This window comes from Shewanella sp. Iso12, from assembly GCF_012030025.1.
GTDB lineage: Bacteria > Pseudomonadota > Gammaproteobacteria > Enterobacterales > Shewanellaceae > Shewanella > Shewanella algae.
The window spans coordinates 189550-212489 of sequence record NZ_JAAUHW010000003.1 but is presented as its reverse complement, the minus strand read 5'-3'; the positions used below and the strand labels follow the sequence as shown (position 1 = coordinate 212489).

22 protein-coding genes and 1 pseudogene are annotated in these 22940 nt (G+C 51.7%); 13 read left to right on the top strand and 10 right to left on the bottom strand.

All coding sequences use genetic code 11. The features are described from left to right. Window positions 1-87 precede the first annotated feature (87 nt). Together HCX89_RS07670 and HCX89_RS07665 are read left to right on the top strand one after the other, a co-directional pair. A complete protein-coding gene (locus HCX89_RS07670; RefSeq protein WP_025888873.1) occupies window positions 88-783 on the top strand; it encodes a response regulator in 696 nt (231 codons plus the stop codon). Further along, window positions 783-2090 carry an ATP-binding protein gene (locus HCX89_RS07665; protein ID WP_167715573.1) on the top strand — a complete coding sequence of 436 codons (1308 nt, stop codon included), beginning with the start codon at window positions 783-785 and terminating at the stop codon, window positions 2088-2090. Before HCX89_RS07670 ends, HCX89_RS07665 begins: the two co-directional genes overlap by 1 nt. A 595-nt stretch (window positions 2091-2685) precedes the next feature. Here HCX89_RS07665 and HCX89_RS07660 read toward each other — a convergent pair. Then, on the bottom strand, window positions 2686-3534 hold the full coding sequence (locus HCX89_RS07660) for a PfkB family carbohydrate kinase (RefSeq protein ID WP_025009229.1): 849 nt from the start codon (window positions 3532-3534) through the stop codon (window positions 2686-2688). Between the two features lie 343 nt (window positions 3535-3877). On the opposite strand from HCX89_RS07660, the gene HCX89_RS07655 reads away from it, so the two are divergent. Beyond that, window positions 3878-5044: an MFS transporter gene (locus HCX89_RS07655; RefSeq protein WP_025009228.1), complete on the top strand. Its 1167-nt coding sequence runs from the start codon at window positions 3878-3880 to the stop codon at window positions 5042-5044. 33 nt (window positions 5045-5077) lie between these two features. Here the strand turns inward: HCX89_RS07655 and HCX89_RS07650 are convergent, their stop codons facing one another. Genes HCX89_RS07650 through HCX89_RS07640 form a run of 3 tightly spaced genes read right to left on the bottom strand, consistent with a single transcriptional unit; the run spans window position 5078 to window position 6915 of the window. Continuing rightward, a complete protein-coding gene (locus HCX89_RS07650; RefSeq protein ID WP_025009227.1) occupies window positions 5078-5506 on the bottom strand; it encodes a GNAT family N-acetyltransferase in 429 nt (142 codons plus the stop codon). Then, on the bottom strand, window positions 5503-6033 hold the full coding sequence (locus HCX89_RS07645; protein ID WP_167715571.1) for a GNAT family N-acetyltransferase: 531 nt from the start codon (window positions 6031-6033) through the stop codon (window positions 5503-5505). Before HCX89_RS07645 ends, HCX89_RS07650 begins: the two co-directional genes overlap by 4 nt. Window positions 6034-6036: 3 nt before the next feature. Continuing rightward, on the bottom strand, window positions 6037-6915 hold the full coding sequence (locus tag HCX89_RS07640) for a patatin family protein (RefSeq protein ID WP_096142234.1): 879 nt from the start codon (window positions 6913-6915) through the stop codon (window positions 6037-6039). Window positions 6916-7269: 354 nt separating this feature from the next. On the opposite strand from HCX89_RS07640, the gene HCX89_RS07635 reads away from it, so the two are divergent. Together HCX89_RS07635 and HCX89_RS07630 are read left to right on the top strand one after the other, a co-directional pair. Next, on the top strand, window positions 7270-7443 hold the full coding sequence (locus tag HCX89_RS07635; RefSeq protein ID WP_156018539.1) for a hypothetical protein: 174 nt from the start codon (window positions 7270-7272) through the stop codon (window positions 7441-7443). 352 nt (window positions 7444-7795) lie between these two features. Then, window positions 7796-7933, top strand: a pseudogene (locus HCX89_RS07630) (excalibur calcium-binding domain-containing protein); the annotation flags it as partial. A gap of 57 nt (window positions 7934-7990) precedes the next feature. Here HCX89_RS07630 and HCX89_RS07625 read toward each other — a convergent pair. Continuing rightward, complete coding sequence (locus HCX89_RS07625) at window positions 7991-8908, bottom strand: LysR family transcriptional regulator (protein WP_025889234.1); 918 nt, start codon at window positions 8906-8908, stop codon at window positions 7991-7993. Window positions 8909-9088: 180 nt separating this feature from the next. On the opposite strand from HCX89_RS07625, the gene HCX89_RS07620 reads away from it, so the two are divergent. Beyond that, window positions 9089-11065, top strand: coding sequence for a ligand-gated channel protein (locus tag HCX89_RS07620; protein WP_167715569.1), 1977 nt, complete (start codon window positions 9089-9091; stop codon window positions 11063-11065). Between the two features lie 174 nt (window positions 11066-11239). After that, entirely contained in the window at window positions 11240-12766 is a 1527-nt protein-coding gene (locus HCX89_RS07615; protein WP_167715566.1) for a tetratricopeptide repeat protein, read from the top strand. A gap of 87 nt (window positions 12767-12853) precedes the next feature. Here HCX89_RS07615 and HCX89_RS07610 read toward each other — a convergent pair whose 3' ends face one another. Further along, entirely contained in the window at window positions 12854-13198 is a 345-nt protein-coding gene (locus tag HCX89_RS07610; protein ID WP_025009220.1) for a hypothetical protein, read from the bottom strand. 284 nt (window positions 13199-13482) lie between these two features. Here HCX89_RS07610 and HCX89_RS07605 point away from each other — a divergent pair, with 284 nt between their 5' ends. Together HCX89_RS07605 and HCX89_RS22975 are read left to right on the top strand one after the other, a co-directional pair. Then, on the top strand, window positions 13483-14547 hold the full coding sequence (locus HCX89_RS07605; protein WP_025009219.1) for a type I restriction endonuclease: 1065 nt from the start codon (window positions 13483-13485) through the stop codon (window positions 14545-14547). Window positions 14548-14698: 151 nt separating this feature from the next. Then, window positions 14699-15241, top strand: a complete 543-nt coding sequence (locus HCX89_RS22975; RefSeq protein WP_044735477.1) for a type II secretion system protein — start codon at window positions 14699-14701, stop codon at window positions 15239-15241. Here the strand turns inward: HCX89_RS22975 and HCX89_RS07595 are convergent. Beyond that, entirely contained in the window at window positions 15238-16107 is an 870-nt protein-coding gene (locus HCX89_RS07595) for an AraC family transcriptional regulator (RefSeq protein WP_167715564.1), read from the bottom strand. The genes HCX89_RS22975 and HCX89_RS07595 overlap by 4 nt on opposite strands. A 193-nt stretch (window positions 16108-16300) precedes the next feature. Here HCX89_RS07595 and HCX89_RS07590 point away from each other — a divergent pair, with 193 nt between their 5' ends. Further along, window positions 16301-17458, top strand: coding sequence for an iron-containing alcohol dehydrogenase (locus tag HCX89_RS07590; RefSeq protein ID WP_025009216.1), 1158 nt, complete (start codon window positions 16301-16303; stop codon window positions 17456-17458). Between the two features lie 44 nt (window positions 17459-17502). On the opposite strand, the gene HCX89_RS07585 is transcribed toward HCX89_RS07590, so the two are convergent. From HCX89_RS07585 to HCX89_RS07575, 3 genes are all read right to left on the bottom strand, one after another. After that, on the bottom strand, window positions 17503-18312 hold the full coding sequence (locus HCX89_RS07585; protein WP_167715562.1) for a hypothetical protein: 810 nt from the start codon (window positions 18310-18312) through the stop codon (window positions 17503-17505). A gap of 115 nt (window positions 18313-18427) precedes the next feature. Next, complete coding sequence (locus HCX89_RS07580; protein ID WP_167715560.1) at window positions 18428-19216, bottom strand: bifunctional 2-polyprenyl-6-hydroxyphenol methylase/3-demethylubiquinol 3-O-methyltransferase UbiG; 789 nt, start codon at window positions 19214-19216, stop codon at window positions 18428-18430. Window positions 19217-19306: 90 nt separating this feature from the next. After that, window positions 19307-19867 (bottom strand): class I SAM-dependent methyltransferase, encoded by a 561-nt coding sequence (locus HCX89_RS07575; protein WP_167715558.1) that lies wholly within the window; start codon window positions 19865-19867, stop codon window positions 19307-19309. Window positions 19868-19955: 88 nt separating this feature from the next. Between HCX89_RS07575 and HCX89_RS07570 the strand changes: the two genes are divergently transcribed. From HCX89_RS07570 to HCX89_RS07560, 3 genes are all read left to right on the top strand, one after another. After that, the gene (locus HCX89_RS07570) at window positions 19956-20609 is read left to right on the top strand and encodes a response regulator transcription factor (protein WP_167715556.1); all 654 of its coding nucleotides are present in this window, start codon (window positions 19956-19958) and stop codon (window positions 20607-20609) included. Further along, window positions 20606-21820, top strand: a complete 1215-nt coding sequence (locus tag HCX89_RS07565) for a HAMP domain-containing sensor histidine kinase (protein WP_145839447.1) — start codon at window positions 20606-20608, stop codon at window positions 21818-21820. The genes HCX89_RS07570 and HCX89_RS07565 overlap by 4 nt, the downstream gene beginning before the upstream one ends. Before the next feature lie 70 nt (window positions 21821-21890). Beyond that, window positions 21891-22697, top strand: coding sequence for a phosphatase PAP2 family protein (locus HCX89_RS07560; protein WP_145839449.1), 807 nt, complete (start codon window positions 21891-21893; stop codon window positions 22695-22697). Window positions 22698-22940: the final 243 nt, after the last annotated feature.

The following is a 22940-nucleotide window of genomic DNA, read 5'->3' as shown; positions in this document are numbered from 1 at the left end:
GTCCCCCTTTATGCCAATCAAATTGTCACTTATGTAATCGGGGTGCTAATTTTGCTTTATCTTGATCCACAAGCTTATCGGCAGGAAATGGCAAACACTCGCATAACACTCGTAGAAGACGACAATAAGATCAGTGACCTTCTGACCAATTACCTCAGGAACCAACATTTCGATGTAGAGCGGATAGACGATGGCAACTGTGCCTGCCAGCAAATACTCGAGCGTCAACCTGAGCTGGTGATCCTGGATCTTATGTTGCCGGGAAACGATGGCTTGAGTATCTGCCGTGAAATCCGGGCCCAATACCAAGGCAAGATACTGATCCTCACCGCCAGTGAAGATGACATGGATCAAGTGGCAGCTCTGGAGATGGGCGCCGATGACTTTGTCAATAAACCTATTCAGCCCAGGGTACTGCTGGCCAGGATCCGCATGTTACTGAGACGGCAGGAAAGCGCGGTCACAGAGAGCAACCGTGAACGTCAGTTTGGTGAACTCTATCTGGACAATGCCCGCAAGTTCTGCGCCGTCAGTCAGGCAGAGGTCAACCTCACCGCTGCCGAATTCGACCTGTTGTGGCTGCTGAGCTCACACCCGGATGAAATACTGTCGCGGGAGTTTCTGGTCAAAGAAACCCGCGGCATAGAGTACGACGGAATAGACCGCAGCATAGATAACAAGGTAGTGATTTTGCGTAAAAAATTAGGCGACAACCCCAGCTTGCCACGCAAGATAATCACAGTAAGGGGCAAGGGTTATCTATTTGTGCCGGATAGGTGGTAATGAAGCGCCTGTTTATCTTCTCCTATCTGGTGCTGGTGTTTCTGTTTTTCACCTCCATCATTTTTGTCTTTCAGTTGGACTTCTTTTCCTCCGATGAGTGGGAAAGCGACTATCTGGACCGCACCAATATGTCACTGAGCCAGCTGTTGTCTGAAATCTCGGCCGCCAAGGGTGTTGCCAGTGCCGAGGCCTCACTTGAGCAGGTGCTAGGCAACGTGCACAAACAGCTGAGGGTCATCTCTTTGGACTCGGCCGAGCTGTCGGCTGAAGAAAAACAGATCCTGAGAGACAACCGGCATTACGTCAAAGACATGGAAGAGGATATCTCCTATATCATGTTCCAGGGTTCAGATAAGGTGTATGCCATCAGCCGTGATGAGTCCGCTCCTTTCTGGCAGGAATACTATTTCAAAGAATCCGTTGCCCTCTGGGTGCTGTTTCCCGTGTTGGCTTTTATCAACTTTGTACTGCTCTACCTGTTGGCCCGGCGTCTGCGCCGCTTGGAAAGGGTTCACAGTGCCTTTGCCAATGGAGATTTCAAAGTACGGGCCAAGACAGGTGTTTGGCACAAGGTGGGACACCTGAACCAGTCATTCAATCAAATGGCTGACAAGATAGCCAAACTCATCGACAGCAACAAACAACTCACCAATGCCGTTGCCCATGAAGTGCGTACACCTATATTCAGGATCCGTTGCAATCTGGACATGCTGGACGATTCCGGCGTGCGCCCGGAGCAAATGCCTTATCTGGAAGGCATACATCAGGACCTGGATGAACTCGGCACCATGGTGGACGAGTTGCTGCAATACGCCAGAATGGAGCGACGTCAGGCGCCATTACAATTGAGCTGCCAATCATTGGATACCGCGCTGCAGGAGTTGATTGCCCACCTGCAGTTTGAAACCGATATCGCCCTTGAACTCACCAAGGTAGAACCACTGGAGGCCATGGTAGATCTGCGCCTCTGGCATAGAGCTGTCAGCAATATCATCCGCAACGGCTACCGCTATGCCAGCCAAAGCGTCAGCATAAGGCTCAGCGGCGACACTGACAGGATCTGGCTGCATATTTCCAACGATGGCCCAGGGATCCAGGATGAAGATAAACAGCGCATTTTTGATCCCTTCGTTCGCATAGACAAATCACGGGATCGCGGCAGCGGCGGTCACGGCCTGGGATTGGCCATCAGTGCCCAGATCATTCGCCAGCACTGTGGGGACATTAGCGTCAGCGACACAGCAAGCGGTGGCCCGAGTTTCGATATCTGGTTACCCAGACCGGCAACAAGCTGCCAAAGCAGCTAAAAAAAGCCCCGTTAAGAAACGGGGCACCAGCAAACCAGTTGGGAATCAGCGGGCGAATCACAGCGCCATAAAGAAGACTCGCTGCACATATTGGGGCTTAGGAAGGTGTGAACAAGTTCCATGTGTGCTCTGCGTCGGCTTACGGGCCTGGATGCAAGGCGTGGTTCGCAGCAAATGGCCAAGTCCTTTGCAAGAAGCACAACATAGCAGATAGGTCTGTAAGCCACGCCCTTCGGGGCTTACACAGCCACCGGCTTTCTGCGTTATCCGACTTTGACAGGCCCCGGCATGTCTTCAGTCAGATGCCTTGAACGCCAATTGCTGTGTAAGCCAGAGTGCCAAGAGGACTTATTCGCACCTTCCTGATGTGACGCATTCATGACACAGAGGCGACAGCGGGATGACAATCGCCTCGAACCTTGGGCAACAGGATTAAAAAAGCCCTGCTTCAAGAGCAGGGCAAGCCAGTTAGCACATAAATAAACAAGAAGGGAGAAACCCGAAGAGCCCTTGAGCTCTAACCAAAGATCGCCAGCAAGATTAAGCCCACTTGATGACGGCGGCATGACACTGATGCGGGATTTTTATGACAAGCTCAATCCTGCTGTGCTTGCAGGTACTGACGCAAGGCGTCTCCCGGAATCGAGGTTTCCGAGGCAACCGCGAAAGCCGCCCACTGAGCGGCTTCCTTCATGGCCTGTTCCACTGCCATTCCCGATACCAAACCATGGATAAGCCCGGCGGCAAAGGCATCACCGGCCCCCGTGGTATCCACCACTTTCGCCGGAACCGCCGCTATCAGCGTCTCACCACTCTCCTGGTATAACACCGCGCCCTGCTCGCCTTGAGTCACAATAAAGTATTTAAGTGCATCACCGGCTATCTGACGCCCAAACTGCCAGGGGCTGAGCTCGCTGCGCCCTTGCATATCGGTTATCGAAGACAGCAATACATGGCAGGGTCTTGGCCTGTCATCTTTGGCCAATTGTGCCACCACCAGAGTGTGTTCCAGCGCGGTTCGCGCCCAACTGACCGCCCCTTCGGCAGAGGAGTTGATATAGAGCGCATCCCACTGCGACCACTTGGGCGGCGCCGGCAATTCAAATATCGGCCGCTGCGGCCGGATAATGGTGCGCTCGCCATCCGGGGTCATCACCAACAACATTTCACAGGTATTGCCTGCTCGCCGCTGCACCCTGCGACAATCCAGCCCTTGGGTACTGGCTTCGGCCAGCAGCCAATCGCCCATCTCGTCTCGCCCAACCTGACTGACCAGAGCCACATTATGGCCGGCCCATTCCAGCCCTATGCCAGTGTTGGCGCCACCACCACCCAAGCGTTGGCCACCATCCTGATAATGGAATCTGCCTCCGGTACGCAAGGGTTTATCCAGCAATAAGATTCGGTCACAGTTAAGGTTGGCAACGAGCAAAATCTTGGCCATAGAAATAGTCCACAGAAACGAATGACCCCATCTTACCCCAGGGCAAACACTAAATGCAGCGCAGCCAACAACAAAGGCCACAAGAGGTGATATTGCCAAACGGCTAAAAACACCGTTTTAACTCAGCAAAAATTGCCGTTTAAGCGAGTTTTTATTTACATTTATTCAAAGTTAAAACAGACTATTAAACATCCAGACTTTGGTGAAATTTTCTTTCCAAGACAACAAAATAAACTCACTTTACCCGAGCGCTACAGACTCCTATATTCGCGGAAAATTTCACCATTCAGACTTTTTAAACTGATCTCCGTTTAAAAGGTCGTTTTTCTATTTGGAGTCTGAGTTGTCCCAACCTCACGCCACCGCTCACAACAACAGTGCCTGGGTACCTGTTGCGGGTTTGACCCTGTTTGCTCTGGCTTCCGGCTATCACATGAGTCTGCTGCCGCTGGCATTGGACGGTTTTGGCTTAGCGACAGATCTGGCGGCTTGGCTGGCGAGTATTTTCTATTTCGGCCTGTTGCTCGGGGCAACTTGTATTTCACCTGTCGTGGCACGCCTGGGACACAGAGGTGCCTTCATCCTGTTTCTATTGCTACTGGCAGCGACAGTGGCTGGCATGCCCCTGGTGGTTAATGGTCAGTTTTGGCTGGCGGCGCGCTTTATTGCCGGGATTGCCGTGGCCGGCATCTTCGTAGTGGTGGAGTCCTGGTTGTTGATAGCCGACACCGCCAAGCAGAGAGCCAAGCGTTTGGGCTTCTATACAGGCTCACTCTATGGCGGTAACGCCCTGGGACAACTAGGTGTGGGACAGTTGGGTGTCGATGGTGCCATGCCGCATATTTTGGTGGCTATAGTACTGGTGTTGGCTGTATTGCCGCCACTGCTGGCAAAGCGCTGCCAGCCACAAAAAATACAGCATCAGAAGATTAGCTTCAAAGAAGTCAGGCATGTCAGTCGCCCTGCCATCATGGGCTGTCTGGTTGCAGGTTTGGTATTGGGCCCCATCTATGGCCTGATGCCTGTGTTTCTCAGCGAGCAGACAGGTGACCACCAGCTGACGGGCAAACTGATGGCCATAGTGATCCTCGGAGCCATGTTGGTGCAACCCCTGGTCAGTTGGTTGTCTCCCAGATTCAGCAAGACTCTCTTGATGGCGTTTTTCTGTTTGTTGGGCGCCGCCGGGGTTGTGGGTATTTTGCTGAGTCACAGCACTTTGGTGATGGGCTTCAACCTGTTGCTGCTGGGGGCTGCCGCCTTCGCCCTCTACCCTATCGCTATTACGCTGGCCTGTGACAGCCTCGACAGCAGCAAGATAGTGGCGGCAACCGAACTTATGCTGCTCAGCTACTCTGTGGGTTCAGTTATCGGGCCTCTGGTGGCCAACGGCTTCCAGCAACAGCAGGGTCTGCCCATGTATCTGGGCTTGTGTCTGACCACAACTTGTATCTATATGCTGTTGTCCAGTGTGCGACCAACCCGTGGCCGGATGCCGGCACTGCGTCCCTGAGCCGCTGCTGAGGCTCAGGAGCTTTGGCCGGACTCAGGCACTCAACTCGGCCTTGGGCGGCCAGACAAGATACATGCCCTCACTGGCCGGTGAACTGAAACTGAAACCAAATTTGAGGTACAGTTGCGGCACATCGGCCATCAAGGTGATATAGGCCCCCTCGAAGGCGTGAGCTTTCAGATAGTCCATCACCTTTTGCATCAACAAACGCCCCAAACCTTGTCCCTGCCAGCGGGGATCGACAGCCACATCCACCACTTCAAAATTAATTGCGCCGTCCCCCACCACTCTGGCCATGGCGATACACTCACCCTCGAAAACAAGTTGCACACCATAGAGGCTGTTGGGCAGCGCCTTTTCGACACCGGCTCTCGGCCTAGGGCTCAGTCCGGTAATCTGCCGCAAACGGATAAAGTCCTCCACAGCGGCGGTTTGCTCCAGAACTTCAACTTGCTGTTTCATTTGGATAACCACTCCTTTGCCAACAGGGCATATTGATACTCACAGCCCCAGCGTCCCTTAAAGAAAATATTGTCGATAAAATGCCCTTCGCGGCGAAAGCCCACGGCCTCAAGCAAGCGCCAGGCAGGGCGATTCTCCGTGTCGGTAATTGCAATCACCCTGTGCCTGCCAAGCTCACGAAACAGGTAATCCAGCACGGCGGATACCGCTTCCCTGGCGATACCCTGCCCCTGGCAGAGTGGATCCAGGCTGAATCCCAACTCCACTTGCTGCTCATCAATGAAGTGCAAGGCCAGATCGCCGGCCAGAGTGCCGTCGGTAAGCTCAATAGCCAGTTGATACCAATGACCGCTCAGCGCCCAAGCTTTTGGAATGGCTTCATACAAGGTCTTGGCTTGTTCGAGACTGAAGGTGTCCCAGCTTTGATAACGAGCCACCTGCGGCTCCTGCCGATAACGGCTGAAGGCGGCAAGATCTGACGCTCTTAAGCGGCGCAGTGTCAGGTTGGTGCTTGTAATTGGCTCCATTCGCTATCCAGCCCTTTGCTTTTCACCAAAACAACAGAACTCCTGTACAGCCGGTAGCGCTTCACGACCATCGGCCAGCCCTAAATGATACACAGCCTCTACCTTGTTGATGTCGCGCTCCAGCCTCGACAAGTCCAGCGCCATCTTGGGCTGGATCACCATGGCACTCCCTTCAGCAACCGCCTGTTGTAATTGCTGTTGTGCCTGGTTATACACCTGATGGCGCCTCAGCAAAGCCTCGGCAACCCTGGGGTAACGCCGATAGGCCTTTTGTGCCAACCATTTAAACTTAAAGGCTGACTTACTGTAATCCGCGGCCTGGGTCAGGATAACCAGCTGTTTTTGATAGCCGTCGGCTCTGGCTTGCTGCAGCGGGATAGGAGCCGCAATGCCACCATCAAGATAAGGCACCCCATTGATGGCGACGGGTTTGGAGATAAAAGGCAGGCTGCTTGAGGCAATCAGTATCTGCAACAGCTCGTCGTGGCCACCAAAATCACTCATGCCAAAGAAGTCGGTTTCACCGGAAAGGCAGTTGAAAGCACCTATTTTGAATTCGGCTCCCGAGGACAGGAAGGTCTCAAAATCGAACGGCAGCAACTCGTGAGCCATACGTCTATAGGTGAAGTCAGTATTGACATAATTGCCCGTCTTCAGCAGATGCCTCATGCCCATGTAGCGCTTATCTGCAAGATAACGCTGCTGAATTAACAGGTTACGCCCTTTCTGTCTGGAAAGGTACGAAGCCGGGTAGATGGCTCCAGCGGAAACCCCTACCTGATAATCAAACATGACTCCGGCTTCCAGGAAAGCATCCAGCACCCCGGCGGTATAAATGGCGCGCAGGCCGCCGCCCTCCAGCACCAAAGCCGTGCCTTGCAGTTGCCTAAACTCTGTGACCATTATGATTCCCCCCAATACAGCCAATAGCGCAGCATAGCCAAGCATGGCCCACAGGGGAAGCCACTCTTTAAATACCCATACTTTAGCAGTAAGAAATTTGCCTTGAATTACTTAAGCTTATGCTGATTTTTCATTAAGAAATCCGACAAAAACATTCAAATTGATTGCCAGCTCATCCTTGGCAAACCCTGGTGGCATAGGGCTTGCCTCTGCTTGGCCGGGTCCAAATGCCACCGATATCAGTCGAGTCGACACCATTAGGCAACTGATTAAAAAGTAACTTATCTGCAGTGGCAGGAAGCCACGCAGTATCGCCTGACAGGAGTTAAAGGAATGGATGCTAGCAATCAAGGAGAAATCTGCTTACTGCCGCAGTTGGCCAACAAGCACAAACTCAAGCTCTATCGCTGCTGTCTGGAAGAATTTCGACAGTTGGGCTATTGGGACCAATATGTGCAACAGGTGCAGGATGAAATGCACAGGCTACAGGCCTTGGCGGAAGAGTAAACTGCATTGCACCCGGTAATAGAGTGACACAAGTCAAATTTAAGTTGAATTTTTCCCCGGAACAGGCTGCAATAGCGACGCAAAATTTCACCTTGGGCGGTTTAGCCACTCAAAGATGCAAAGCCAACTTCAATTTGGCCAAGGATGCCGAAATACTTAAGGGAAAAAGATGAAACGCTTTGTTTTTTATTTTATTTTTGGTTATGCCTGTTACCTGAGTTGGGTAAAACTCAGCGGCAATGAACCGCAGCAGCTGACCGACATTCACCAAGACACCATAAGCAACAGCATCCGCGAAGCGGCTCAAACCGCCCCGCGCTATGCCAGTAAGCCTGTAGAGATGGACGCCGGCTTCCACTGCGATGGACGCCAGTATTGCAGCCAGATGACCTCCAGAGCCGAAGCCGAGTACTTCAACCGTTACTGCCCCAACACCAAGATGGATGGCGACAATGATGGCCGCCCCTGTGAAAACGACAGCCGCTGGTAAAGCAATAATCCGTCTTGGCCTGTAGCCATTTCCCCAACTGGCAATGACAATCCTGAGTCAAGCGGCAACCAGTGGACCATCTTCTGCAAAACAGGCACTCAGGGTTGCTATGGCTTCGCGGATCTTTGGCGCCTGCGCCTCTCGTCCCGCAGTCAGAGCGTAAACGCTGTACTGCGGCAGTTGCCAGTCAGGCAATAGAGGCAACAAAGTGCCCTGCTGCAAAAACTGCCGTACTTCAGGCTCCGGCAAGGCCGCATAACCCAAACCATCCAAGGTAAAGCGGATCAGACTCTGCATATTGTTGACCGCCAGACGCCCTGGCGCCAAAGACAGCTGCTCACCACTGACGGTATGACTCAACATACTGTCCTGCACCATACTCCCCTTATGGCACAGACGCTCCCAGTTCTGCAATTCACCGGGATGCATGGGCATTGAGTTCCCTCGCCGACACAGAAAGTCCGGTGCTACGCACAAGAGCATCTGCCAATCGGCCAGATGATGAGCCACCAGCGCCGAATCGGCCAAAGGCCCGATACAAATGGCCAGATCTATGCCACTACCCACCAGATCCACAGTCTCATCCTGCAGCTGCAGCGACAATTGAATGCCGGGATGCGCTTCCAACAGACGCCTTAGCGGCTCACTGAGAAGACCGCCACCAAAGCCCACAGGGGCGGCTATGCGCAACTCACCGGCCGGACCGTCCTTCAAACGACTCAACTGCAGCTCTGTCTCATCGGCAAGAGCAATCATCTGTACACAGCTCTGGTAAAAGAGCTTACCTGCCTCGGTCGGTGTCAACGCCCTGGTGCTACGATTAAGTAGCCCAAGCCCAAGTTGCTGCTCCAGCTTGAAGATCTGCTGGCTAACGGCAGATGTACTCATGCATAACTGCCTGGCGGCGGCATTCATAGTGCCTTTCTCAACTGTGGTGGCAAATACCAGCATCGCCTTGACCATCTGCCTATTCATCTTTAAGCCCCATCACAACAGCAAAAACATCTCAGTTACGGCGGTCGCCATAAAGCATTCCTTAACTGTGTTTCCAGAAAAATGCGCTTGAGAGGATTGTATCATCGGCGTAAATTCTCGCCATTGAAAATCATTCTCATTTACCAAATTTGCATTTATGCATTCAGGAGTTTAAAGCCGATGTCTTTGTGTCGAATCAGCCCTCTGGCCAGCGCCATTGCCGCACTCTTCCTCATACCTGCAGCACAGGCCGATGAAGCGCCCCAAGACATGGAAGTCATAGTGGTTACCGCCTCCGGCTACGAGCAACAACTCAAGGATGCTCCCGCCTCTATCAGCGTACTTACCCGAGAACAGCTGGATAGCCGTTTCTATCGCGATATTACCGATGCCATGTTGGATGTTCCCGGTGTCGTGGTTACCGGTGGCAGCGATCGCCGTGACATTAGCCTGAGGGGCATGGGAAGCCAATACACACTGATCCTGGTGGACGGCATGCGCCAGTCATCCCGGGAGACTCGCACCAATAGCGATGGCCCGGGAGTCGAAGGCGCCTGGACTCCGCCACTATCGGCAATAGACAGAATCGAAGTGGTGCGCGGCCCCATGTCATCCCTGTATGGTTCTGACGCCATAGGCGGGGTGATCAATATCATCACCCGCAAGGTTCCGGAAAACTGGCAGGGAGAACTCAGACTGGACAGCACAGTTCAGGAACACAGCGAATCCGGCAATATCTATCAGGGTAACTTCTTTGTCAGCGGTGCCCTGATCCCTAACTGGCTGGGGTTACAACTTTATGGCCAGTACACCAAGCGTGAAGAAGACCAGATAACCGGCGGTTACCGCGGTCGAGATGCCAACAATCTCAGTGCCCGTTTCTCGCTGACCCCGAGTGACGACCACGACATCATTTTGGAAGTCAGCAATGCCGTTCAGGAGTTGGACAGCACCCTGGGCAAAACCGTCGCCCCGCTCGCTCCCGGTGAATCCTGCGGTCGTTACGGCTGCCCGGCGTCCTCCACCACCGAATATGAGAGCCGCAAATACTCCTTGGCACACACGGGCCGCTGGGAAATAGGCACGAGTAATACCTGGGTCAAATATGAAGAGTTCGAAAACAAAAGCCGAGAGATGACCATCAAGAACACTGATGCCCAGACCAGTCTGGTCACCGGCTTTGGTGATAGTCATACCACCACCTTTGGGGCCGCCTTCAACTACCAGGATCTCAGCGACAAGACAGGTAACCAGATAGGTGATCGTAGTGACATCAGCAGACGCCAATGGTCGGTATTTGCCGAAAACGAATGGCGCATGAGCGACACCTTTGCCCTGACGGCCGGTTTACGCATGGATGATGACGAAAACTTTGGCGAGCACTTCAGCCCCCGTATCTACGGAGTCTGGGATCTGACCGACAGCACAACGCTCAAAGGTGGTGTTTCCACCGGCTTCAGGGCCCCAAGCCTGAGACAAACTGTGCCGGATTGGGGCCAGGTCAGCCGCGGTGGCAATATGTATGGTAACCCGGATCTCAAACCCGAGACTTCAATCAACTACGAACTGGGGCTGCACACAGGCTTCGGCGACAATATCACCACGGCCCTGACCGTCTTCTATAACGAGTTTGAAGACAAGATCACCCGGGTACCCTGCCCCGAGAGTCAGTGTACCGACGGTCCGAACCAGTTTGGCTCCGATCCCACCACTTACGTGAATGTGGATGAAGCGGTAACTCAAGGGTTCGAGCTGGATTTCAACTATGACATCAATGATGACATCCAGCTTTCGGCCAACTACACCTATACGGACTCAGAGCAAAAGACAGGGCGCTATCAGGGCAGCCCATTGAATCAATTGCCCAAGCACCTGCTGCAAACCTCCCTGAACTGGCAAATCAACGACAGCTGGGGCAGTTGGGCCAGAGTGCACTACCGGGGTGAAGAGAGCCAACCCACCACGGGCCCCTCTTCGTCGACTCTAGTGGCCCCCTCTTACACTCTGGTGGATATAGGTGCCAACCTGCAGCTGATGGAAAACCTCAAACTCAGCGCCGGTATCTATAATCTACTGGACAAAGAGATTACCCAGGAAGAATACGGCTATATCGAAGACGGCCGCCGCTATTGGCTGGGGATGACCTGGAGTTTCTAACGAGGAAGCCTTATGCCGTTTTTATAAGCCAGAACAGTTCAGGGATATACTGGCGCCGTTCAACTCTCTCACTCCAAAGACCGCGCACCGCCGCGGTCTTTTAATAGCTGTTGCAAAAAACGCCATGACAGCGTTTACTGTGTCCGCGCCAAATTCCCAAGGTTAAGGAAAACAATGAAACTGATATTGATCATTATCGCGTTTGTGGCCTTCTTTATCGCCCTGAAAAAGTGGCAACGAGCCCAGGCGGTAAAAAGCGGCGACCCGGATGCCATGGCCAACGAAGGTCTGAGACTGATTGGCAGAAATAGAGTCGATGAAGGCATAGCACTGCTGGAGCAGGCCGCCAATAAAGCTCATCCCGCCGCTGCCCAAATGCTCTATGAGTTCTATACCCGTCCCGAGCTGGAGATGGTGCCCAACGATGCCGACAAGGCGATGCATTGGGCCGCCAAGGCCTCGTCATTGGACAATGAATTTGCCAAGCTCCATGACCTGATGTTGGAGCTGCGCCAACACCCTGCTTTTGGCGACAATATTCAGCTGCTGGAGCAAAACTTACTCCCCAGAGCCGAAGCCGGTGATACTGAGAGCCAGAGCCAACTGGGACGGGTCTATTCCCGTAACCCGATACTCGATAAGGACGGCAGCAAGGCGATGAAATGGCTCGAGTTGGCCGCCTCCAAGGATGATCCCGAAGCCTGCTTTCATCTGGGGATATTGCTGCAGGAGCCCAGGCAAGGGGAAGCCGATTTGCAGCAGGCCAGATTCTGGCTCACCAAGGCACACCAGCTGGGTGAAGCGGCCAGCGCCGGTCATCTGGCGGAAATGATGTTGCAAGGCCTAGGTGGCCCGGTGGATAAACGCCAGGCCGAGCAGCTGTTGATAGAGCAGGCCCAGGACAGCAGTTACTTTCAGTTGATGCTGGGACAGCGCTACCTGCGCGGTGACCAATTACCTCAAGATCTGCACAAGGCCAGAGAGTGGTTGGAAAAAGCCGCGGCCGATGAAGATGATAGCGTGGCAGATCCAGTGTTGGCCGGCTTCCTGCTCGACCACTCCCGCGACAGTCATGATCATCTGCGTGCCAAGGCAATACTCGAACCCCTGGCACAGGCTTGGGATCTTAGTGCCCATTTTCAACTCGGTAAACTCTATGAACAAGGGCTGGGCGTCAATCGCCAGTTACCGCTGGCACTGATGCATTTCGAGTTTGCCGCTATGGGCGAGGAAGCCGAGTATATCGCGGCCAAAGAGTCACTGGCGGCGCGTCTGAGCCAATCGGAAAAACAGCAGGCCGAAGCACTCAAGCAGGAATATCTGGCGCTACACCCCATAGACAGCCTGGCCCAGGCCAGATTGGATCTCCTCAAAGGCCAGGCTCTGCTGTATGCGAATGAGCGAGAATACAAGGAACTGCAACAAGCGCTGCCCTGGCTGGAGAAGGCCGCCTTCGGCGGAGAAACCTTGGCCTATGAAGAGCTGTATGAAACTTACCTCGAGCTGGATCAAAGGGTAGACGCCGCCGTATGGCTGCAGCTGGAACTGGAAGAACATAACCAGTTCGGTTTGTTGGGTGATCAGGTACTGCAGCAACAGGAACTGTTGCAAAGCTTTACCGAGGCCGAAACCGCCTGGTATGAGCAGCGTCTCGAAGAGGTTCGGGCGCAGTTGCCGCAAAACAACCCCGAGGCCGCCTGAGCTGTGTTAAACCTTTGAAGACAGACCCAGGCCAAGGCCTGGGTCTGTCTTTTCTGAGATGATTGCCAGAACCGCTAATCCAGCGGTTCAGCCTTTATTCTTGATGGTCCAGTAGGCGGCGTTGACACCATCTTCACGAAATTCGATATCCACCGGGTACTCACGCTCACAACCCTCGACTATCCAGCGTTCATGCCAGTAGCGCTCACCGACTTTGCCTTTGGGCATCGCCAGCACAAAGGCAAAAAACTGCTCCGGCACCTCGCAGCCGCGACGAGCCACTTCGGCAGCCACTCCCGGCATGGCATCCCTGAGCAGGGTTTCATTGGCTAAAGTGCCTTGCTGAACTATCTCCTCAGAGAAGTATTCCCCTTCGGCCGCGGCTACCGGCAGTGACACCAGCAAGCCACACAAGATCCCAATCCATTTCATCTGTTTTCCTCCCTGATAGTTTCTGTATCAATATTAGCCCGTCATCCCGCCACAGGCTCAACCAGCCTAGTCGAAGATTGCCATGCTTTAGGTCACCGGAGTGTGAACAAAGCTATAGTTTGATACAAAACAATACCTTAACCTGGATATTGTGCAAACTTTAAGCTAAACCCTAAATCAGCTAACGAGAACTATCGGTCAGTGCCGAAAACCTTAAAACTGCTTCTATTTATATGGTGGTACTTGGGAGCACCCATTTTCTAGATAAATGACAGGTGAATGAAATGGATTTTATTGAACGAATTCAAGCTCTATCAAAGCGCATCCCCCAAATATCCGCCAGCCTTCAAACCGAAGAAGCAACTAAAAACGCACTAATAATGCCTTTCCTAAGCTCTGTATTGGGGTACGACGTATTCAACCCAGATGAAGTACTCCCTGAGTACACTGCCGATACTCCAACGAAAAAAGGAGAAAAAGTCGACTATGCGCTGATGAAAGACGGAGAGGTATTGATGTTGATTGAGTGCAAGAAATATAACGAAAAGCTATCAATAAAACATGCTAGCCAATTATTCCGCTATTTTTCAGTCACCAAGGCAAGAATTGCCATATTGACCAACGGTGTTCAATACCTCTTTTTTACTGATCTGGACGCTCCCAACAAGATGGATGAAAAGCCTTTTTTGGTATTGGATCTGGAGAATATTGATGAACACATAGTGCCGGAAGTTAAAAAGTTGACAAAATCGACATTTGACATGGAATCTATCGTCAATGCCGCAGGAGAACTTAAATATCTAAGTGACATAAAGAGAATTATCAGTGATCAGTTCAAAAATCCTGAAGAAGAGTTTGTACGCTTTTTTGCCAGCAGGGTTTATGACGGCATGTTAACTCCAAAGGTAAAACAACAGTTTACTGAGATCACGGCCAAAGCTCTCAAACAATTTATGAAGGACGGTATTAATGAAAGACTTAAGTCTGCAATGGGAGATAGAGCGACCGATGACGTTGAGGAAGTCTCAGGCTCAGATGGCGAAATCGAAAATAAGCCAAGGATAATTACGACCGAAGAAGAGGTTGAAGGCTACAATGTCATCAAGGCGATTCTTAGACAAAAAGTCGATGTTAGTAGAATCACCGGACGAGATACGCAAAGCTATTTCGGAGTTCTACTGGACAACAATAATCGCAAGCCTATTTGCAGACTGCACTTTAATACCAAACAGAAATATCTCGGATTAATGGATCATGAGAAGAATGAAACTCGTCATCCGTTAGACTCAGTAGACGATATATTCCTGCATAGTGAAGCCTTACTGCAAACAATCACCTTCTACGAGTAAAGCAAAAGATAGAACGGCGAGCCACTTCATTAAGTGAGTTCGCCGTTATTCTTATTATCCCCGACTTGCCAGACGTCAGAGGCTTGGCTAGACTGCCGCGCTAGCGACGATTCAGTTGGCAATATCTCTATTCTATAAACCGGGCGATGTAATGAAAGCAAAGCAGTATCAGGGCTTTACCCTAATTGAACTTGTAGTGGTGATTATTATCCTCGGGATCCTGGCTGTGGTGGCCGCGCCCAAGTTCCTCAATCTGCGCGACGACGCCACGGAGCAGGTGTTCAGGGGCCAGTATGCCGCCTTTGAATCTGCGGTAAAACTCTATCACAGTGGCTATCTGGCCAAGGGGTATCAGGGCGCCATCGACAATCTGGCCAGCTTTGGTGATGGCAGTGTTGATTCCAGTGCCAACGGCTGGCCCTATGCCACCGCAGGCAAAGACACTCACATTTTCAACGCCTGCGAACAGTTGTGGCATGGCCTCACTGATACCGACCTCAGCATCGCCTATGTAGAAGATGCCAATCTGCCTACAACCACTGTCGACGTGGCCTATACCTATAAGCAAACGCCCAATACCTGCATCTACCGCTCAGTGTATTTTATCCAGCAAAATGAACCGACACTGATCATGGAGTATCAGCCGGATACGGGTGAGGTCTCGGTTCGCAAAACCTTCTGGAGTCAGCCTTAGAGCCTGGCAGCTTCTCCCGGACTCTGGTCGAAGTAACGCTTGAACTCCCGGCTGAATTGGGCCGGGCTCTCATAGCCCACTTCCAGTGCCGCTTCCTTCACCTTGAGGCGCTGTCTTTGCAGTAGCTCTTTGGCCTTATTGAGGCGGATCTTCTTCAAGTACTGAATGGGCGATGAGGCCGTGACCTCCTTGAAACAGCGATGAAATGCCGAGGGGCTCATGTTGACCAACTCAGCCAGCTGCTCTACCTCCACACTTTCACGATAGTTCTGATGCAGATATTTGAGCGCCTTCTCTACCCGGGATAAACGGGTATGACTGAGCGCCAGCGCATATAAAGGCGCTGCATTGTCGGAAGCCAACACCCGAAACAGCAACTCCTGCACCATGGCCTTACCCAAGACCTCGGCTTCCAACGGCGACTGCAGAGCCAGCAGCAAACGCTCGACACAGCAGAGCATGTCTTCGCTGTTGGCGGCAACAAAGAAGCCGCTCTGACGGGCATCATCGAGATCCTTGGGCACCTTGTGGTGTTGATCCATCATGCGGATCAACTGGTTAAGTTGCTGCAGATCTATATCCACCATGAGTACCAATACCGGTTCTTCCTCGGAAGCAAAGGTTTCACACTCCACCGGCATAGGCACTGTCATCACCAAGGTGTTCTGCGGATCATAGTCATAGATCTTATCTTCGAGATAGACACGTTTACGCCCCTGGCCGACTATCATGATCCCTTGGGAATAACACATGGGGCCACGGCTGCCATAGGCCGAACTGCGAAACAGATGCACCCCTGGCAGGCTGGTGCTGTTCACCCCTTCATGCACCGCCAGGGCCGCCATTAAGGCTGCAATATCACTCATAACACTCTCCAATCATCAGGGTTTGGATACTAGCACCATTACAGAAAAAAGCATCAAAATAGCCATATTCAAGCACCAATTAACCAAACTAGGCAGGAATAGGCATAAATGCTCCAGCAATGTGTATTTCAATCCAAGCTGAGGGGACTAAGATGGCAACCATAGTTTTTCGGCTGTAGAAGAGAGAAATATCATGCTCAATTTCGACTATCGCAACCCTACCCACATAGTATTTGGTAAAGACAGACTGGCAGAACTGGATCAACTGGTACCGGCCAATGCCAGAGTGCTGGTGACTTACGGCGGTGGCAGTGTCAAACGCTTCGGCACCCTGGACAAGGTCATAACCGCGCTGGGCGACCGCGTTGTGTTTGAGTTCGGTGGCATTGAGGCTAACCCCAAATACGACACCCTGGCCAGGGCTGCCGAGCTGGCGCGGCGCGAATCCATCGACTTTCTGTTGGCCGTCGGTGGCGGTTCAGTGATGGACGGCACCAAGTTTATTGCCCTGGCGGCAAAATTCGATGGCGACAGCAGCAGCTTGCTGCATCACGGTTTCAACCCGGTTCCTGTGACAGAGGTACTGCCCGTCGGTACGGTAGCGACACTGCCGGCTACAGGCTCAGAAATGAATGCTTTTGCCGTGGTCAGCCATCAGGGTGGCAAGTTCCCCGTGACTCATCCGCAGAGCTTCCCGGTATTCTCCGTGCTGGATCCCAGCCTGACTTTCAGTTTGCCGAAGATCCAGGTCGCCAACGGCGTAGTCGACTCTTTCGTACACGTGGTCGAGCAATACGTCACCTTCCCCGTGGATGCCAGAGTTCAGGACAGAATGGCCGAAGGCATACTGAAGACCCTGATTGAAGTGGGCCCTGTCACCGTGGCCGAGCCGGAGAACTATGATGCCCGCGCCAACCTGGTGTGGAGTGCCACCTCGGCGCTCAACGGCATGATAGGCAGCGGCGTACCGGCAGACTGGACCACTCATATGATAGGCCACGAACTGACTGCCATGTTCGGCATAGATCATGCGCAAACGCTGGCCGTAGTCTTACCCTCTGTATGGCGGGTGCGTAAGGAACAGAAACGCGCCAAACTGCTGCAATATGCCGAGCGGGTTTGGGATATCACTTCGGGTGATGAAGACAGCCGTATCGAGCAAGCTATTGCAGCCACTCAGGCCTTCTTTGAACAGGTTGGCCTCAAGACTCGTCTGCGCGACTATGATGTGCCGCAAGAACGTATCGCAGATGTCGTTGCCGCACTGGAAGCTCACGGCATGACCGCCTTGTCTGAAACCGGCGATCTTGGTCTGGACAGCAGCCGTGAAATCCTTGAGCTGGCCTGGTAATGGTTTAGAAGTAGTGCTCATAAGCACTACTTCTACTTCTCCACTCAATAACAAACTGTTTGGGCAACCATATCTTCATTTGAGCCTGTCCATACGGTTTCACATCGATATCCAGTCATCGTACTCAATGCTGATAAATAATGTGATGCATCTGAAATAGAAACATTAGCCGTAAAACTCATAGAACCATCATCTGATATTGTCGCATTTGAAAAATTGGAAACTACAGTATGAGTATCTCCAACTACTTTAATAAGAGCTACTGGTGAACCAGTCTGATCCACTAGAACGACTATTGGATTGTCATCACTGTCATCAAACAGAGTTTTGTATGCTTCACTAAAGGCCTCAGTAAAAGTTTTGGTGCCATCCGCTATATTTTTAAAGTCTTGGCTAAATGAGCCTCCATTATTGTTAACAGCAGGTTCTTGAGTATTTCTTCCATTTCTCTTTGTTCTTTTTGTAGAAAAAGTACTCGTCATAGCTGCACTTTTAAAAGCATTACGAAATGAAGAAAAAAAGCTTGTCAACTGCGAATTACTCATTGGTAACTCACAGTTTACACAAATAAATTCAAAATTATGGTGTACCTGTTTTAAAGGCGTAGATCCAGATAAAACAACTTCTGATTTAAAATTAATTAAGTTATTACTTTCAGAATAAAGTTCAGTTTCGAGTGTTTCATATTGGAATCCACGTTGATTACATAAGTCCATATAGCTTGGGTCCGGCGAATCCACGCAGACTCTCATTAACTCTTCAAAAGAAATCTCATCTCCCAATCCCAAACTTTTTGTTTCAAAAGATGAAAATACACTACATAGTACAATGATAAAAATAACACTCTTGAACATGACAATCTCCATATAGTCAAAGTAACATCCCACAATATGCACAATTGTGAACCAATTGTAAACACGTCTTTAAAGCGTTATCTCTGACACAATAATGATGGAGCCAGTACCCTTTTCATCTTTTAACCGCTTTCAAGCTGTAGACCAAGGGAATGGCTTTGCCTTGATGATATAACCTGAAACGCCCCGGCGTATCCTCCTGCAAGCCCTCGAAACAGTCATAGGGACTGAAGTCATACTCGCGAAAAGCCCGCAACTGCAAACCATTGGCCAACAAGGCGCTGATGACATCACTCAGGGAGTGTGACCAACAAACCGTGGTATGCTGTGCTTCCTGAGCATTCTCGGTATAGCTGCCCTCCAACTCCACATCGGCCTTACCTGTGTGGAAGTAGTCATAACCGTCAAACAATGCCTGCAATGGATGGAACTCGGCCAGGTAGAGTTCACCGCCCGGCTTAAGGCAAGCGCTCACAGTTTCTGCCCAGCGATGTAGATCCGGCAACCAAACCAGCGCGCCATAAGAGACATACACGAGATCGAATTGGCGCTGCAACAAAGCCGGCGCCTGATAGAGGTCGCCACAAACAAACTCGGCGTCGATAGCGGCTTGTTCCGCCAGTTGGCGGGCGCTGGTAATGGCCTCGTCAGACAAGTCCAGGCCGGCGACACTGGCGGCCCCTTCCCTGGCCCAGGAGAGAGTATCCAAGCCAAAGTGACACTGGAGATGCAGCAAGGACTTGCCCTTGACCGATAGTTCCGCCAGCTCTATTTCCCGCAACGAACTGCGACCACTGAGAAAACCCTTAACGTCATAAAACTCTGACTGCAGATGTAACCTGGTACGCTCATTCCAGGCCTGCTGATTCAGCCTTTGGTACTCTGCTTCTGCCTTGCTTGTCATCAAAAGCTCCCTGTCTATTCAATCGTCAACATGGCGGATGCTACAACTTAACCCTTTGATAGATCAAATTAGATTCATACCCGCAGCTAGCTATTGCTTAGGCTTAAACACCGCCTTTAATCTGGGATGCGCCCGCCCACGAATAATACAAGCCACAGGATGCGGAAGACCTAAATCGGCAAAGGCCCGCAAGCAGTCCTGATTGTCAAAGTCGCGCCCGACAATTGCCCCGCCTGGGGCAATTTTGGGATACCAGAGCCGTAATATCTGAGTCACGAACTCTGTGTTGGAACAACGATAGTCATATAGGTCGTAAAATACGAAGTCCTGACTGGCATTGGCAAAATGCCCTGCCAGCTGTAAGGCATCACCCTTGACTAAGGTTAAACCCGAGTAACGGCGACAAATCCTTCTCGCCTTTCTCTCGTTCTCGGCGTTGTTTGCATAGGCAGAGTTTCCGGGCTGATTCTGCCAAAGATCTATTCCTGTCAGTTGTAAACCGGGGTTAACCGATAGCATAGCCGCCGTGGAACGACCGCTCTTGACTCCCAGCTCAACACCTCTCTGCCATCCTTGCTGGTTGAGCCAATGTCCTAAAGATCGACGCCAGAATTTTCTTTGTATCGTGGTGCTCAAGCAATAGTTGCGCATCTTCCGCCTCCAAATGAACCATAGGAAAGAAGCGAACTCTAATTGGACAAATGTCTACGAATTGTCAGAGGGATTAAGGAAAGTGAGGGTGTTGTTAATTGAAGATAATCCGGATACTGCCGCCTTGATCGCCGAACAACTGCCGCAGCTGGACTGGGACTTTGCCAGAAACGGTAACCAAGGGCTGCAATTGGCGCTTTCGCATCCCTATCAATTAATTCTGCTGGACCTGAATCTGCCAGGGCTAGATGGCATCAGCCTTTGCCAACAGCTGAGAAACCAAGGGATCGACTGTCCGGTAATCATGCTGACAGCCAGAGATACCCGTGAAGATATTCATACCGGGCTGATAACAGGTGCCGACGACTATCTGGTTAAACCCTTTGATACCCAAGAACTATGGCTGAGAATGCAAGCCGTTGTGCGCCGCACCTCAGGAGAAGGTTTCGCCTCAAGGCTGAGCTATAAGGAAATCTCCCTGGATCTCAAGCGCCGTGAAGTGTGGCGGGAAGGGGCGCAAATCAGTCTCAGCCCAGCCAGCTTTACCCTGTTAACCTGCCTAATGCGTCGCCCCAATCAAGTCATCAGCAAAGAAGAGCTGGAGTCGGCTCTCTGGCAGGACGGACTCCCGGATGAGGACATCTTGCGAAAGCACATCTATCTGCTGCGACAAAAACTGGACAAACCCTTTGCTACACCAAGGATCCAGACCATAGCCAAGATAGGGTACAAGTTGCAGTGACAACTTTTTCCATCGCCCACAAGATCAATCGCAGCTTTCTCAGAGGAGCCGCGCTCCTGATGTTGTTTTACTTTCTGGTAGTGGAGACAGGGGCCAGAGTGCTGGAAAATCGCTTGCACAGTCGCTATTTAACATTGATCGCCCCCAATGTGTTGGCACTCTATGACTCAGGTAACCTGGGAACCTTATCGGGCCAGTTTGGTGAGTTATTGACCCTGTACGAGCAACTTCCAGGCGAACTGGCACAAGAGTTCGGTTCACCTATCCCAGGTTTACACAACCTGCACCTCTCCGATGGCCGCGAATACAACTTGTTGGTATTGAACCATAAAGGCAAAAAACTGTACCTGTTGCAAAGGGTCGACCTGCTTGAACTCGAGGGCTGGGATGCCTTCATGGTAGATGCGATTTTGGTGTTTACCGCCCTTGGATTGTTTGCCCTGGCGAGTATCTATATCAGTCATCAAGCCTCAGCGATTGCAGCGCCGTTCAGCCGGCTCACCAAAAAACTGAAAAACGAGCCGGAAAACCTCGATCCTGTAAGTATTGAGGACGATACCAGTGAATTTATTGAACTGCAGCACGCGCTGAACAAAAGCCATAACGAACTCAGCCAAGCCCTTGCCCGGGAACGCGCGTTTACTCATTACATCAGCCACGAATTTCGTTCACCTCTGACTGTGCTCAAACTTTCACTCCACAATCTCGCCCCGGAGCGAGCCCAAACTCGGGAAAGGATCCGTCGCGCCGTCACCCAAATGGAGTCGCTGGCAGAAGTGTTATTGCTGCTGGCCCGGCGCAAAAAAACTGCTGAAGCCGAGTGGATGAAGTTGGATCAAGCCTTTATTGAAGCTCTGTTGCAACCTTTGACCCCACTACGTCAGGCGACAGACTGCGAGTTGGTAATGACAATAACGCCATTCAGGCTGCAGGCGCATCCGCAACTGGTGACTTCGCTGATCAGCAATTTGCTGCAAAACGCCTTTCAACACAGTGTTCAGGGCCAAGTCAGCCTGAAAGCCAATGCGCAATCTATCAGTGTTGGCAACTATGTTGCCGAGCCCCAAAGCCCTCATGATGGATACGGGGTGGGATTGGTGTTGGTAAGGGACATCTGCCGCCGTTACCATTGGGGGTTCCAAATATCTTCTTCACCACTGGGCTACTGTGCAACCGTCACTTTTCCCGCTGAAACGACTTTAGACAACTGAACCGGCTGCGACAATTCAGCGACACTTGGCTCTCTATTCTCCCGGTATTGACCATAGACCGGAGACCTGTATGCAATCACCCAGTGCGACACCAGCAAGCCTTATACTTCCAGGGCTGCTGTTTTTGGGACATCTGCTGTTGTTGAAAGCCGAGATGAATCAGGCGTTATTTATTCAGATTAACCAATTGGGACAAGCTTTTTCCGAAGAAGCGCTGGCACTTCTAACCGACTGGGGTAACGGCACCACGGCCGGTTCTCTCTGGCTCTTACTGCTGATGCGCCGTCCTCAATGGCTGACGGCGACCCTGCTTGCCTCGGTAACTTGTGCCTTGGTGATAAGCTTGCTGAAACACTATTTCAATGTAGGCCGACCGGCCATGTCAGTAGATGAGGCATATATAGTTGGAGAAGTACGTTTAAGGCATAGTTTGCCATCCGGACACACGGCGACTGTATTCCTTTTAGCCGGTTTGGCCTGGCAACTCTTCACTGACAGGTTTTGGGCCTGCTGCCTACTGGGACTGGCTATCTTGGTGGGTTTGTCCCGAATTGCTGTTGGCGCACACTGGCCGCAGGATGTCGCGCTGGGGGCATTGCTGGGCTGGCTGATAGCCATTATGGTCTGTCGGCTACAGCACAAACTTATACTGCCGCCTTCCTGGCAGTTACCCCTGCTGACACTACTGACTATCAGCGTGTTGACTGCGGCTGTTAAGCATCCTTGTGATTTCCCGGAGCAGTATTGGTTGCACTGGCAACGCGCCTTGCTGCTGGGAGGTGCGCTGTTGGCCAACACCTGGCTGTTGATCACCCACTCTCGCTTCGGGCAAAACCACTCAGGGCCCTGCTCGAGTGTCCGGCGGACACCCGAATAGCCAAATCGGTCACTTTTTAAGGAAAGAGGACACTACTGCGGACACTTGCTGGAAGGTAGTTGCAAAAATAGCAAACATAAACAATGCATTATGTTTTGGCATGTTTTCTGCTTTAGCTAGCTGAGTAGCGAAACAGTCGTCGACTGGCGTTGTGGAACTCGTCGGCCGCGGCTCTTCGTCACTATCTTCCTGATGGGCCATCGCTGATGAGCCATCACCCCCTCCTTGGGGACCCTCTTCCCG